This window comes from Hoeflea sp. AS60, assembly GCF_038900115.1.
Classification (GTDB): Bacteria; Pseudomonadota; Alphaproteobacteria; order Rhizobiales; family Rhizobiaceae; genus Hoeflea.
Genome location: NZ_JBBMQP010000001.1, coordinates 1,947,506 through 1,961,753, shown reverse-complemented (window position 1 = coordinate 1,961,753; position 14,248 = coordinate 1,947,506). Strand labels below are relative to the sequence as shown.

At 60.7% G+C, this 14,248-nt stretch carries 8 protein-coding genes and 1 pseudogene; 1 reads left to right on the top strand and 8 read right to left on the bottom strand.

Features of this window, described 5'->3' with window-relative positions:
• Nucleotides 1-152 precede the first annotated feature (152 nt).
• From treY to WNZ14_RS09035, 5 genes and pseudogenes are all read right to left on the bottom strand, one after another.
• A complete protein-coding gene (gene treY, locus WNZ14_RS09055) occupies nt 153-2,606 on the bottom strand; it encodes a malto-oligosyltrehalose synthase (protein WP_342868235.1) in 2,454 nt (817 codons plus the stop codon).
• Nucleotides 2,603-4,639 carry a 4-alpha-glucanotransferase gene (malQ, locus tag WNZ14_RS09050; protein ID WP_342868234.1) on the bottom strand — a complete coding sequence of 679 codons (2,037 nt, stop codon included), beginning with the start codon at nt 4,637-4,639 and terminating at the stop codon, nt 2,603-2,605. The genes treY and malQ overlap by 4 nt, the downstream gene beginning before the upstream one ends.
• A complete protein-coding gene (gene treZ / locus WNZ14_RS09045; RefSeq protein WP_342868233.1) occupies nt 4,636-6,336 on the bottom strand; it encodes a malto-oligosyltrehalose trehalohydrolase in 1,701 nt (566 codons plus the stop codon). The genes malQ and treZ overlap by 4 nt, the downstream gene beginning before the upstream one ends.
• Nucleotides 6,337-8,439 (bottom strand): glycogen debranching protein GlgX, encoded by a 2,103-nt coding sequence (gene glgX / locus WNZ14_RS09040; RefSeq protein WP_342868232.1) that lies wholly within the window; start codon nt 8,437-8,439, stop codon nt 6,337-6,339. It abuts the gene before it with no gap.
• A gap of 202 nt (nt 8,440-8,641) precedes the next feature.
• Nucleotides 8,642-9,392, bottom strand: a pseudogene (locus tag WNZ14_RS09035) (IS6 family transposase).
• Nucleotides 9,393-9,427: 35 nt separating this feature from the next.
• On the opposite strand from WNZ14_RS09035, the gene WNZ14_RS09030 reads away from it, so the two are divergent.
• Nucleotides 9,428-9,907, top strand: coding sequence for a hypothetical protein (locus tag WNZ14_RS09030; RefSeq protein WP_342868231.1), 480 nt, complete (start codon nt 9,428-9,430; stop codon nt 9,905-9,907).
• Here WNZ14_RS09030 and WNZ14_RS09025 read toward each other — a convergent pair.
• From WNZ14_RS09025 to WNZ14_RS09015, 3 genes are read right to left on the bottom strand one after another with little or no spacing between them, the layout of a single operon-like run.
• Entirely contained in the window at nt 9,893-11,470 is a 1,578-nt protein-coding gene (locus WNZ14_RS09025; protein WP_342868230.1) for a hydantoinase B/oxoprolinase family protein, read from the bottom strand. The two genes, WNZ14_RS09030 and WNZ14_RS09025, sit on opposite strands and share 15 nt — an antisense overlap.
• The gene (locus WNZ14_RS09020) at nt 11,467-12,564 is read right to left on the bottom strand and encodes a Xaa-Pro peptidase family protein (RefSeq protein WP_342868229.1); all 1,098 of its coding nucleotides are present in this window, start codon (nt 12,562-12,564) and stop codon (nt 11,467-11,469) included. Before WNZ14_RS09020 ends, WNZ14_RS09025 begins: the two co-directional genes overlap by 4 nt.
• Nucleotides 12,565-12,583: 19 nt before the next feature.
• Nucleotides 12,584-14,242, bottom strand: coding sequence for a hydantoinase B/oxoprolinase family protein (locus WNZ14_RS09015; RefSeq protein WP_342868228.1), 1,659 nt, complete (start codon nt 14,240-14,242; stop codon nt 12,584-12,586).
• Between the last annotated feature and the right edge of the window lie 6 nt (nt 14,243-14,248).

The window sequence follows — 14,248 nt, the reverse complement described above, 5'->3', positions numbered from 1 at the left end:
CCGATCTAAACGCCTGTCCAATCAGACTTTCCGATACGGGCACCGGCTGTCCGGATTGATTATTCTCTCTCCCGACAATCAGCCATGCGGTTTCGCCAGTCGTTTTCGCCCGTCTCGGCAACCCCACGGGCAGGGTTGCGGGCCCATCGGCCTCAATCCACATAAACGGGCGCGCGCGACAGCAATCCAGCGACGGATTGGCCACTTTCGAGTGCTGTTCCCTGCCACCATTCCGCGGAAGGGACAAGCCGGTCACTCCCCATCAATTGCCGCCCACAACGCACCATTAGCACGCAGAGCATTGCGCTGGTGTGGTGAGTCCGGCGAAATGCAATCACATTGCCCGCACGCGGGCCGTGAACTTGGACTGGCTGGTAATCGCCATCGGCAAACAGCGCGGGGTTGGCCCCGCGCCGCGCCAGCAGAGCCATGATGAGCTCCAGCTTGCCGGCCCCCGCCAGGCATGGCTCGAGGCTCTTGTCACCGGCAATCAGTTTTTCTCGCAACTCGTAGTCGACCGGTCGCCGGTTGTCGGGATCGACAAGGCTGAAATCTGAAAGATCGCAGCCCTGGTAGATATCAGGCATGCCAGGAACGGTGCAGCGCAGCGCAGCCTGCACCAACATGTTTGACAGCGTCGCAACGGCGGTCTGTGCAACAAATGCCTCGATATCGGCAAGAAAATCGGTACCTGTTTCGGTGTCGAGCAGATTCCTGGTCAACTTTTCGCAGGCGCTCTCATAAGCCTCGTCCGGCGCCTCCCAGGAAGAGCGCAATTTTGCCTCGCGCAACGCCTTTTGCTGCCAGCCAACGATGCGATCGGCAAAGCCGGTCAGACCAACCCGGGAAGTTCCATCCAGGCCCGGCGGCCAGGCGCCAAATAACGTCTGATAGAGCATGTAGCGGTCGGCTGGATCGACTGCATGCCGGGTGTCACCCGCCACGCCGTCCCATCGTATGATCCGATCGCGCCAGCTATCAGGGATCTCGCTCAGAACAGCAAGGCGGGCGCGCACATCCTCGCCGCGCTTGTGGTCATGCGTCGCCGTCGCCAGCATGGCATGCGGAAAGTTCTGCGCACGCCCTAGCATTGCCGCATGGAATTCAGCTATTGGCATCGAAAAGCGTGCGGCGTCAAAGCCGACGTCCATGCGCGAGAGCAGCGGACCGTAACGATAGAAAGTCGTATCCTCAACGGACTTGGCTGCGATCGGTGCGGACAATTGCTGAAAGCGCTGCACTGCGGTCGAGGCAAGCTCCGAGCCACCCGGCCCCTCACCCGCGAGCCATGCCAGAATGAGATCAACCACCCTCGCCTCGCCCGGCGGCGCAGATTCTGCGGCGCGATCGCGCACAGTTTCGCGGATTCGGGCATCCTCAGCCGGTGCGTCCTCTCCCGTGCCATAGGTGCGATACACAGGAAACACCGACAGCATGCGGCGGATTGCCCGGCGCAGCATTGCACGCGTGATACCGGCGGTCTCTTCACTGGTTTCGGACAGATCCGCAAACGCCGACACGCAGGCCTCTAGCTGACCGTCGAAAGCCCAGTCGAGCATATCCTGGCGTGCAGTGAGCTCCTCCTGGTGATAATCGAGCTTCCGGCCGGTGAACTCCGTCCACAGCGCGGCGAGAGGCTGTTCGCCCTCCGGGTCATGTATCAGGGCAGAGACCTGCTCCATGAAATCATAGCCGGACGTTCCGTCGACGGCCCAATCCGCAGCAAGCTCCTCGCCCGGTCCCAGGATCTTTTCGACGACGATATAGGCCGGGCCTTTGGGAAAGCCCGCAGGCCGCGCGATGGCGCCAAGCCGCTCTCTCAGCAGACGGCAGTAGCCGCCCGGGTCGGTCAGACCATCGACATGATCGATACGAACACCGTCGATAAGGCCTTCTGCATAGAGCCGGAAATAGAGCGCGTGGGTCGCCTCAAAGACAGCCGGCTCCTCGATGCGGAGCCCGGCCAGCTCAGTGATCGTGAAGAAGCGGCGCCAATTGAGCTCATCATCCGCCGCACGCCACCATGCGAGCTGGTAGTGCTGGCGTTCCAGCAGCGCTGGCAGGTCGATTGCGTTGCCGTGGTTGCGGATGGATTGGTGATCTTCAGGCCTGAGCGGTACGCGCTGGTCGCCGTAAAGCAGCAGCATTGGCGCTTCGCCGGAAACATCGATCGCGATATTGCCCGCCGCCAGCGCTGCGGGCAGTGGTGAGCCGAGCAGTGGCAACAGCAGTTTGCGGCTCCAGTCGATGTCGAAAAAGCGCGCATACGCGCTTGCCTCGCCGTGTTGCAGCACATCATTCCACCAGGCGTTTTCGCCGCCGGCAACGCCCATGTGGTTTGGAACAATGTCGATAATCAGCCCCATGCCGCGTTCGCGCAGCGCGGAGACGAGATTGCGAAGGCCCTGCTCTCCACCCAGCTCGGGATTGACCCGGGTCGGGTCGATCACGTCATAGCCATGGGTCGAGCCGCTGCGCGCGGTGGTCACCGGCGAAGCGTAGACATGGCTGATTCCAAGCCGGTCCAGGTAGGAAACCAGGGCTTCCGCATCGGCGAAGGTGAAGCCGCTGTGGAACTGGAAACGATAGGTGGCGCGAGGGGTCATGTGGTCTGTGCCCTTTTTAGTCCGGCACCGGTCAGTCGGGCCTCGTTGAGCCGCTTGAGCCGGGCGGCGACCTTGGGCTCGCCAAGCAAAGCTTCGGTGCGGCCGGGCATGCGGCGACGCCAATTGGGGTGCTCGTCAATGGTTCCCGGCAGGTTGGGTTGCTCAATGAGTCCCAGCACGTCTTCCATCGGGAAGATTGCCAGTTCGCAGGCCGTTGCTCCAACATGCGCAATGGCTGCATCCACGAAGACATCGGTCTCTCCCCGCCCCGGCTGCGGTCCGGCATCAGTTCCAGCAGAATTGATGTCCTCCCAAAGTTTTTTCCGGTCCCTGGCCCTGGTTTCACGGTCGGCCGCTTCGTTCTCTGCTCGAGAGGTTCGGCCCAGCGTCCATGTCCAGTCGATGTCGCGTTCCTGCCACCAACCCGCCACCGTCGGCAGATCGTGGGTCCCTGTCATCGAGGCTGCCTGCCGATGCCACTGATCCGGCGGTGTGAAATCGCCGTCCTTGTCGCGCTCGAACCACAGCACGCGCATGCCCAACACGTCGCGCGCCTCCAACCGCTCGCGCAATCCAGCGGGGACGGTGCCGAGATCCTCGCCAATGACAATGGCGCGGGCACGGTGGGATTCGATGACGAGGATACGCAGCATGTCCTCTAGAGGAAAGTTGAGATAGGCCCCTTCGTCAGCAGTCTCTCCTTGCGGGACAACCCAGAGCCGGCGCAGACCAAGCGCGTGGTCGATGCGAATACCGCCCGCATGATCCAGCCCGGCACGCAGCGTGGCGATGAACGGATCAAAGCCGGTGCGACGCAAGGCTTGCGGCGAGAAACTGGTGATGCCCCAGTTCTGGCCGTCCGGGCCAAGAATGTCCGGCGGCGCTCCCACCGATACCCCGGTGAGCAGTTCGTCCGGGCGGCTCCAGGCATGGCTGCCGCCCGGGTCCATGCCAACTGCAAGATCAGAGATCAGGCCAATGGCCATGCCCGAATCCGTTGCGACCTTTTGCGCTGTATCAAGACTGGTCTTGGCCAGCCACTGGCCGAAAATGAAGAATTCGATCTCCTGCCGGTGGCTGGCGGCAAAATTCGAAACCGCGGATCCCGAAGGGTCGTGGAACGCCGCGGGCCATTGCTGCCATCCGGTTGCCCCGTCATCGAAGAAATGAGCATGCAGGGCGTCGAAGGTGGCGTGCTGCTCCAGCGCCACCCCACCCTTTTCACGATAAGTGGCGACGGCTTCGCGCACCGCGTCGCTGCGTCCTGCGAATGCCGCACGCAGTGCAGCCAGCCGTCCGGGAATGGCGCCCTGCCAGTCAATATGATCTCCCGTTCCTGCTGAAGCGGGGACAGGATGGCCGATCAGCGCCGGATCGCCGAAAAGGATATTGAGAAAGGATCTGCTAGATGGCGCATAGGGGCTGAACCGGCCTGGATCGGCAGGAAACAACGCATGCGTCGGGCTGATTGCAAGCGCATCCGCACCGCGGGTCGCAAAACTTGCGGCGCTGTCGGCGAGCGCGCGGAAGTCGCCGAATCCGAGCCCGCGGCCGTCGCGCAAAGACGGAATTTGAACGGCTGGTCCCCAGATCCTGCGCCCTGGCGCGGCGTCGGCGATTGAGAAACATCTCGGCGGGGCAACAGCGATGCGAATTTGGCGGTCATCCAGTTGCAACTGATGGTAACCGGTCACGTCGATCGGCAGCATTGACAGGCCCTGACGATCAGCGACCACCATGACCGGCATCTTCTCACCGCTCTCAAGCGTGAGCATCGCCTCCCCGGGAGCGCCAGCCAGGCGCGGCAAAACGATGCGCTGTCCTGCATCCGCAGAGACGAAGCGGTCCTGTTTTTCAAGTTCCCGCAACAGGTCCCGACTGCGCCCGATCTCGCTTTCGGACCCGGCTTCAAATCCCAGCGCCGCGAGCACCTTGCGCAGCGCCTCGTCGCTGACGCGCTGCGCCTGTCCTGTCGCGTCTTCCCAGTCGATCTGCAGACCGGCAACCCGCGCGAGCTGGTGAAGCGGTTTCATATCAGGATCCAGGCGGCGAAACTGGCTGGCTCTCCGGCCTCGCCGAGCGCGAAGAGGATGACACCGTCGGGCGATGGAAAAGTCACGGCGCTCTCACCAAGATTGAGAGCGATGACAAGCGTCGAACCATCGGCCATTTTCCAACGCGCCGATACCGCCTTGTCGCCCAAAATTGCAGCATCGATGCCACGCGCGTCCTTGAGCCGCGGCACAATGTGCTGGTGGCGCAGCGCGATCAGATCCGCGTAAAAGCTCAGCCATTGTGCTGCATCAGGTCCGGGCTGCGGAGCTGATGCCATGAACGTGTCGGGGTGGTTGGGATCGGGAATACTCTCCCTGGTTTCAGGATCGGAAAACGCCTTGAAGTGAGCGAATTCCTGCCGTCGACCGTTGCGCACTGCATCGGCAAGTTCATCGTTGAAATCGGTGAAGAAGAGAAATGGCGAGTGGCTGCCGGTCTCGTCGCCCATGAACAGCATCGGGATCTGCGGACACAAAAGCAGCAGCGCTACCGCGGCGCGCAGCCGAGCAGGATCGGTAAGATGCAGCAGCCTTTCCCCCATGGCGCGGTTGCCGATCTGGTCGTGGTTCTGCAGGAAGGAGACAAATGACGTGGCCTCCAGATGCGCGCTCGGCTTTCCACGCGGCCCGTTTCCGGCGTCCTCCCCCTGATAGATAAAACCCTGCGAAAGGCAGCGTGCCAGCATTGTGGTCGGGTCATCGGCAAAGCCTGCGTAGTAGGCTTCAGCCTCGCCGGTCAGCAGCACGTGCATCACATTGTGAAAATCGTCGTTCCACTGCGCGTCATATTGGCCGGGCAGCAGCCGGTCAGGATCGTTGTGTTCGTTTTCAAGCACCAGATGGATCTGCCGATCAGGCATTTTGGCGCGGATCTCGGCCGCCATCTCGTCTAGAAATTCGACATTGCCGATGGCGTGCACGGCATCAAATCGCAGCCCGTCGAAGCGGTATTCGTCAAGCCACATCAGCGCGTTGTCGATGAAATAACGACGCACAGGTCCACGCAACACTGCCACCGCACCACCCCATGGTGTGTTTGCAGTCTCATCGAAGAAGCTTGCGGCATAGGCGCCGAGATAATTGCCGTCCGGGCCGAAGTGATTGTAGACCACGTCAAGCATGATCATCATCCCGAGCCCATGGGCTTGGTCAACAAGCGCCTTGAGTTCGTCGGGTGTGCCGTAGCTTTCAGCCACCGCGTAGGGCAAAACGCCGTCATAACCCCAGTTGCGGGCGCCACCGAAGTCACCAATTGGCATCAGCTCGATTGCGGTAATGCCAAGACTGCGCCAATGCTCCAGCTGCTGCGCAACGCCGGCGAATCCGCCGAGTGCGCCGACATGAAGCTCAAGGATAACAGCCTCTTCCCAGGGCCGACCGCGCCAGTCGGCCGAGGTCCAGCGATAGGCATCTGGGTCGGTGACCACACTCCAGGCATGCACGCCGCCCGACTGCTGTCTTGAGGCAGGGTCGGGGACGGCCAGTTCATTATCCACCCGGAAGCGGTAGCAGGTTCCGACCGGCACGGCAGCGTCGATCTCGAACCATCCGGCATCATGGCGGCTCATTTCCAGCGCCGTGTCGTCGGAAAATTCCAGATGAACAACGTCCGGGTCCGGCGCCCAGAGCCGGAACCGGATTTCGTCACCGCTGATACGTTGTGGCCCCCACTTCATCTATTCGGCCACGTCGGTGCCGACAATCAGAAGCACCGCGTGGTCGCGCACCTCGATGTCGGTCCCGACCTCGTATTCGGCTGTCTCCGGATCGGCACTGTCTATGATCAGTATCCGATGCAGATCCGGTGGTGGCAGCTTGAAAGTGAGCGTGTCACCAGAGCCGTTCATGAGCAATGTCACAGTTTCGAGCGATCCATCGGGCTTGCGGCGGCAGCGGCGCATCACCAGTGCGCGGCCTTCGGGGTTATCCCAGTCCTCATTGGACAGGTGCTCGCCGCGCTCGTCAAACCAGTCGATATCGAGAATGCCGGGCGCCACTTCGACCTCACCGTGCAGGAAATTGCCAGCGCGGATGAGTGGATAGCGCTTCCGCGCCGCAGTCAGCTTAGCGACGAACTGAGTGAGCTTGCGGCCATGTTCGCTCTCAAGCTGCTTCCAGTCGAACCAGCTGATTTCGTTGTCTTGGCAGTAGGCATTGTTGTTGCCATTCTGGGTCCTGCCGAACTCGTCACCGCCAAGCAGCATGGGAGTGCCCAGCGAGGTCATAAGTGTTGTCAGCAGCGATCGGCTGACCCGGTCGCGGACATCTTCGATTGCCGCATCATCAGACGGACCCTCCGCGCCCCAATTGCGCGAATAGTTTTCCGAATGGCCGTCGCGATTGTCCTCACCATTGGCCTCGTTATGCTTTCCCTCGTAACTCACCAGATCGCGCAGGGTCTGTCCGTCATGGGCGGCGAGAAAATTGACACTGGCCCAGGGTCGGCGCGCACGGCGGTCAAACAGATCTGCAGAACCCGCAATGCGCTTGGCGAATTCGGCCCGTTCGCCGCTTTCGCCGCGCCAGAACTTGCGCGCGGAATCCCGGAACTTGTCATTCCATTCTGCAAAACCCGGAGGATGATGTCCAAGTTGATATCCGCCCGGGCCGATGTCCCAAGGCTCTGAGATCAGCTTGAGCTGGTTGAGCACCGGATCCTGGCGAAGCACATCAAAGAAGCCTGAACGTGGATCGAAACCGTTATCGCCGTCGCGGCCAAGCGTCACTCCAAGATCAAAGCGGAAGCCATCGACACGATAGCTCTCGGCCCAGTGTCGAAGAGAGTCGACCACCATCTGCAGCACACGCGGATGGCTTAGATCAAGCGTGTTGCCGGTCCCGGTGTCGTTAACGCAATAGCGCACATTGCCGTCGACCAGCCGGTAATAGCTGGCATTGTCGAGCCCGCGCAGATTGAAGGTCGGACCAAGTTCGCTGCCTTCTGCGGTGTGGTTGTAGACCACGTCGAGAATAACCTCGATGCCGGCGGCGTGAAGCCTGCGGATGGCGATGCGCAGCTCGTCGGAATTGTCGCTCGCCATGTAGCGGCCTTCCGGCGCAAAGAACGACAGGGTGTTGTAGCCCCAGTAATTGGTCAGTCCCACCTCCTGAAGTCTGCGGTCCTGAACGAAGCTGTGGATCGGCAGCAGTTCGAGCGCCGTGGCACCGACGCGCTTGAGATGCTCGATCACCTTGGGATGGGAAAGCGCCGCATAAGTTCCGCGCTGCCGCGGCGGGACGTCCTCGAGCAGCTTGGTCAGGCCTTTGAGGTGGCCCTCGTATATCACCGTCTCCGCCCATGGCGTCTTTGGGCGGACATCCTGCGACCAGTCGAAAGCGCTTTGGGTGACCACCGCCTTCGGCATGGCGGGTGCGCTGTCGCGCCGGTCGAAACTCAGGTCCTGACGCTTGGAGCGCACGGAATAGGAATGCAGCGCGTCGGTCCAGCGCACCTCCCCCGACAGCCGCTTGGCGTATGGGTCCAGCAGCAGTTTGTTCGGATTGAAGCGGTGTCCATTTTCGGGCTCGTAGCGGCCATGGGCACGGAAGCCGTAGAGAAGGCCCGGGCCTGCGTCTGGCAAATAGCCGTGCCAGACCTCGTCGGTACATTCGGGCAGTTCGAGGCAAAGAACCTGCCGCTTGCCGGAAGCCTCGAACAGGCACAGGTCGATCCGGTCAGCATTGGCCGAAAAGACGGCGAAATTGACGCCCAGGCCATCAAACGTGGCGCCGAGCGGATAGGGATAGCCGGATTCAAGGCGATCAATGTTGAGGTTCAAATGCGTTTTCCTTGATGGCGCAGCAGGATGGCGCCGAGGGGTGGAAGGGCAATGTCGGCCGAGCAAGTCTGGCCCTGCATGGGATGGTCGCCAGCATACATGCCGCCGCCATTGCCGGTGTTGGAGCCGCCATAGCTTTCGGCATCAGAGTGGCATTGTCAACTTATTGGTTTTTGCCGAAAAGGAGCTCCAGACCCCGTGGTCAAGCGGCCTTCAGCTCACAGGTGATACCGTCCCAAATGCTGTGAGCAACCGAGCGCGATTGTCGATAGGCTGGGGCGGATAGTTTGTGGCGGCGAGGCCGAAATACGGTTTGGACTTGATCGAGGACAGACAAAAAGAGCCGTGCTTGGCCGGGGGATTTGGATCGGGCCATGCAGTGCCCGGCAATGGTTTGCTTGCAAACCATGAGAGGGATCTTTTATAGCCCCGCGTCGGTCGATGCGAGCCTTCAGATCTGTTGTTTAAGCCTTTATGTCCGCGGTGGTCGATGCCGGGCGCAAGGCATTTCAAAGCTGCACTATAGCTGCCGAGCTTGTCTGTGATCACGACCCGCGGTCGCCCGTATTGCTTGAATAGCTTGCGGAGAAAGCGTTTCGCTGCGCGCGTGTTGCGCCGAGATTGAGCCAGAATCTCAAGAACGTCACCATTGCTGTCGATCGCGCGCCAAAGCCAGAATTTGCGCCCGCGGATAAGAATGTCCACTTCATCAAGGGGCCACTTATCAGACGGCGTAGGCCGATTCCGCCGGATGGAAGCAGCTTACTTTGTACCAAACTGCCAACCAACTTCCCGATTGTCTCGTAGCTCACGACGATGCCGCGCTTCGCAAGTAGATCCTCAACATCACGAAGGCTCAAGGGAAACCGAAGATATGACCAGACCGCATAGGCAATGATATCAGGCGGGAAACGGTGGCCTTTGAAGGCACCGGAATGTTTAGCTTTTGGCATGCACGCCGATACGATTTCAGATCAGGCACCGCAAGTTGACGATGCCCTTTGAATATGGAGAGCTCCCGGAAATATCGAGAGATCATTATCGATCGCCGGTTAGCGAAGAGTTTGCGGTAATCCCCGCTTGCCTTAGCAAGGAGACCGGCTGCACCTTCGGCGGGCTCGTCACGGTCCGTCCAGAGCGCCGACGCACCCTTCAGCGGCCCATCAACATCGCTGTCGCCGCTTTCAACGAATTCAACATCGTAACGCTGCGAAACGCCGATGACATCGTCGGCGGCGTTGCGCTTGCCCTCAAAAAATTGATTCCGAACAACTCGAACGCGTTTGCAGAACCGGTCTCGGCACCCGCGATCACGAGAGTCAGAACCCGGCAAGGAGAACTCGGCTCCGAGGCGAACAAAACTTCATGCTACAACCCGGAGGCACAGGGGGCATCATTTTACAAACTCTGTCTGTCAGCCCCCGAAGCATCATTTATGAGTAGGCTCAGCAAATCAACTGTTAACTGATTTGCCCCAGCCGCCGCCATTGGCTGTTGAAATCACTATCTCGTCGCCTGGCTGAACCTCAAGCCCGCTGATGAAGGCATAAGTCTCGCTCGATCCGTCTTTGCGCCTGATGGCAATCGCATTGGTGCCGCCGTTCTCACCGCCGTTCGAACCCCAGACAGGCACACGGTTTCTGCTGTATCCGCCCGCCAGTACAGTTCGCCCGCGTGGTTTGTAGGAGACTGATAACCCCTTGCCGCCGTCGTGCAATCCCTGGCCTTCGCTGCTTTCATTCAACCGCTTGTAGCCAACATCGATGCCATATCGCGTCTCGCAGATTTCGACGGGACAATTGAACGTCTCGCCGTGGCTGGCTGAGTACATTGCATCCAGCCCGTCGCGTGTGGCGGTTGCCCCCCAACCACCCATCTGTGGCTCGACCATGGTGAAGCGGCGTCCTGTGTCGGGGTGATCACCTGCAAGCACGGTACCGCAGATAGACGCGAAATGGCCGGCCGGCATGATCTCGGGCAGCGCCCGTGCCATGCATTGCCACAGCATGTCATAGAGCCGGATTCGTGTTTCGAAGTAATAGCCATGCGGTGCCGAACCGGTGGCATGGAAGACAGTGCCTTCCTCGGTAATCACCCGCAAGGGGCGGAATGACCCGGCATTGGCGGCCAGCGTCGGATCGGAAAGAGCGCGGAAGATCATCTGCGAGGAGATCACGGCGCCGTCGCGGCTGGTGTTGTAGGGCGCCGTGCGCTGTGCGGGATTGCCCGAGAGGTCCACGGTGAAAGCGTCATCAGTGATGCGGATTTCGGCATGCCAGAGCGCGCCGTCGTCCTGCTCTTCCTCGATCCGGAATGTGCCCCTGGGGAGGGCTGCCAGTCCGGCGCGCGCGCGGCGTTCACCTTCGTCAAACAGGTTTTCGAGGGCATCACGAAAGGTCTGCAGGCTGTAGGTTTCGACCAGCTGCGCCACACGCGTCGCCGCACGGCGACTGGCGGCAACTTGCGCCCAGAGATCGCCGCGCACGAAATCCGGCAGCCGCGAATTGGCCATGATGATGTCGAACACCGGCTGCAAAAGGACGCCGGAGTCAAACAGGCGGACAGCAGGCAGGCGAAGCCCCTCCTGGAAAATCTCGGTCGCCGTGGTCGACATGGATCCGGGCGTCATACCGCCAATGTCATTCCAGTGCGCGATCGAGGCGGTCCAGGCCACAAGCTCGCCCTTGGCAAACACCGGCATTGCGACCACCACATCATTGAGGTGGGTCACACCACCATAGCTGGGGTCATTGGTGACAAATAGATCACCCTCGCGCACATTTTCGGCGCCCTCCAGTTCGAGGATGCGCTTGACTGCCTTGTCGAGCACCCCGACGAAGGTCGGAATGCCGGCACCCGATGACACCAGTTCGCCTTTGGCATCGGTGATACCGGTGCCCACATCCAACACCTCATAGATGATCGGGCTCATTGCCGTCTTTCTGATAACGGCGAACATCTCGTCAGCCGCGGCGGTAAGGCCGGCCTGAATGACGCTGAGCGTGATCGGATCGTGCGAACGGTCTGTCATACCGGCACCACATGCATATCGCGCGGCAATGATGACAGGATTTCAGGCCCGTCAGCACGCAGGATAACGATATCCTCCAACCGCAACCCAAACCGACCGGGCAGATAGATGCCGGGCTCGATGGAGAACACCATCCCTTCATCCAGCACTGTCTCGGACGTCGAGGTCAGAAAGGGAGGTTCATGGACCTCGATGCCCAGGCCGTGGCCGAGCCGGTGGACGAAATACTCGCCGTAACCGGCCTCCGCTATCACATTGCGTGCGGCCGCATCCACGTCCATCGCCTTGACACCGGGACGGGCTGCGGCGAGCGCCGCGCACACCGCCCGCTCGACGACGGCATGGACTTCCTCATACCCCTCGGGCGGTTGGCCGATGACAGCCATGCGGGTCATGTCGCTCGGAAATCCGTCCTTGCGCCCGCCAATGTCGATGACCACGGCGTCTCCGACCTGAAGCTTGCGGTTTCCCGTCGCATGATGGGGAAAGGCGCCGTTTGGTCCGGATCCGACGATGCTGAACTCCGGCTTCGCGCCATCCGCAGCAAACTGCGCATGAATGACATCCGCAACCTCACGCTCGCTCATACCGGGGCGAAGTGCTGCGAGTGCAGCTTGCATGGCCCGGTCATCAATGCGGGCGTTTTCCTTCAGCTTTGCGTACTCGTCGGCATCCTTGCGCATGCGCAGCGCGCCAACGGTATCAACGGTGAAGTCGTGGCTTGCGCCCGGTAGAGCGCCAAGCACGAGAAGAGCAAAATCCGCACGCATGGTCTCGTCGAGCACCACCTTCGCGGCAGAACCGGCATCAAGCATGGCCAGCGCTTGCTTCAGCGCGTCGCCAGGCCCCTTGTCATCGGCCCACTCGCAAAAGGCGATGTCGGTTTCGGTTCGCGCTGCTTCGGCATTGAGCGCCGGCATCAGGAACACTTCACGCTCGCGGCCAATCATCAGCAGGCAGGGGCGTTCATCGCCATGGGGATGAAAGCCCAGAAGCCAGTGCATGTGAGCGCCAGGCCCAAGCACCACCAGATCCGTGCCGGTCTGAGCCATGGCCTTGCGCAGGTTTTGCAGTCGTATCGCCGTCTGGGTCATATCTGGACTTGCTCCCTTTTCAAGCTTTGACGCCATAGACGTCTTTTGCCCGTTCGGGCGTGATCAGGCCGTTGCGGATATCGGCGAGCACCTTTTTGGGGTCGCGCTTTTTCGGATCGCCCGAACCACCGCCATTGCCGGTGACAACGCGGATCACGTCATCCTTCTTGGTCTGCAGCCCCGATACGAATGCGTAGCGCTCCGGCTCTCCATCGGACGGCCGGTACTCGACATAGTTGGATGAGCCTTCATGCCCGCCATCCACCGCCCAGGCCGGGAATTTCGACCGGGTATATCCCGCTGTCAGGAAGCCATTGTCGGCCCGCACGCGGTAATCCATCACGATACCGCGCCCTCCGGTGAACTCGCCCTCACCGCCCGGCTCCATGTTCAGCTCCATCCGGTCGACGTAAAGACCGTTGCGGGCCTCGTTGATTTCCGCCGGGCAATTGTAGGTTTCACCGTGAAAACCGCAGAAGATGGCGCTGTTGCCGTCATGGCTCTGGCTTGCACCCCAACCGCCGATCTGTGGTTCGATGATCGTGTACTGACGGCCGGTATCGGGATGAATCCCGCCGATGAACGTGCCGCAAACCGAGGCGAAATGACCGGCTGCCAGCTTGCCATCCATATGCGGCGCAAGGCACCGCCACATCAGGTCATAGACCCTCAGCTCGATCTCGTAATAAAAGCCGATCGGGGCCGGTTCCTTGGCATGGAAGACAGAGCCTTCGCGCGTCAGCAACGTGATCGGCCTGAACGAGCCGCCATTGGCTGGCGAATAGGCATCGGTCAGCGATTTGAAGATCATTTGCGCCGCAACCATCACGCCGTCGCGGCTGGTGTTGACGGGAGTTGCCGTCTGATCCGGATTGTCGCGAAGGTCCACCTTGAACTCGTCGTCCGAGATGGTGATCTTGACGTTGAAGACACGCCCGTCATCCTGCTCTTCCGACAGCTCGAAAGTGCCCTTGGGCAGATTGACCAACTCGGCGCGCGAGACCTTTTCGCCATAATCCTGGAAATGGGTCATGGCAGTCCGGAAAGTCTCGTTGCCATATTTCTCGGCAATCTCGGTCAAGCGCTTGGCGCCGATGCGCACAGAGGCGATCGCCGCCCAGACGTCGCCTTCCAGCACGTCAGGCATGCGCGAGTTGACCTTGATGATGTCGAAAACCGGCTGGATAGGCTTGCCTTTGGAGATGATCTTGATGGCGGGAAGGCGCAAGCCCTCCTGGAAGATTTCGGTTGCGTCGCCGGTCAGCGATCCGGGCGCCATGCCACCCACGTCGGAGTTGTGGGCAATATTGGCCGTCCAGGCGATGATCTCGCCATCCACGAACACGGGCATGGCGACGACGATGTCGTTGAGGTGGGTAACACCGCCGTAATAGGGATCATTGGTGGCGAAGATGTCTCCCGGTTCAATGTCGCCCGGCTTGTCGTATTTGGAAATCACCACTTTGGCTGCTTTGTCCAGCACGCCGATGAAAGCCGGGATACCGGCGCCGGAACAGGCGATTTCGCCCTCCGCATCCAGGATACCGGTGCCCATATCGAGCACTTCGTAGATGATCGAGCTCATCGCGGTTTTCTTCATCGCGGCGAACATTTCATCGGCTGCCGACTGCAGCGAATTCTGGATGATCTCCAGCGTAATCGGGTCATGCGTCGTCATGGCGTT

Excerpts from the sequence above, each read along its gene's own strand:
- treY (WP_342868235.1), bottom strand. The coding sequence starts at position 2,606 with ATGACCCCTCGCGCCACCTATCGTTTCCAGTTCCACAGCGGCTTCACC.
- malQ (WP_342868234.1), bottom strand. The coding sequence starts at position 4,639 with ATGAAACCGCTTCACCAGCTCGCGCGGGTTGCCGGTCTGCAGATCGAC.
- treZ (WP_342868233.1), bottom strand. The coding sequence starts at position 6,336 with ATGAAGTGGGGGCCACAACGTATCAGCGGTGACGAAATCCGGTTCCGG.
- WNZ14_RS09025 (WP_342868230.1), bottom strand. The coding sequence starts at position 11,470 with ATGACAGACCGTTCGCACGATCCGATCACGCTCAGCGTCATTCAGGCC.
- WNZ14_RS09020 (WP_342868229.1), bottom strand. The coding sequence starts at position 12,564 with ATGACCCAGACGGCGATACGACTGCAAAACCTGCGCAAGGCCATGGCT.
- WNZ14_RS09015 (WP_342868228.1), bottom strand. The coding sequence starts at position 14,242 with ATGACGACGCATGACCCGATTACGCTGGAGATCATCCAGAATTCGCTG.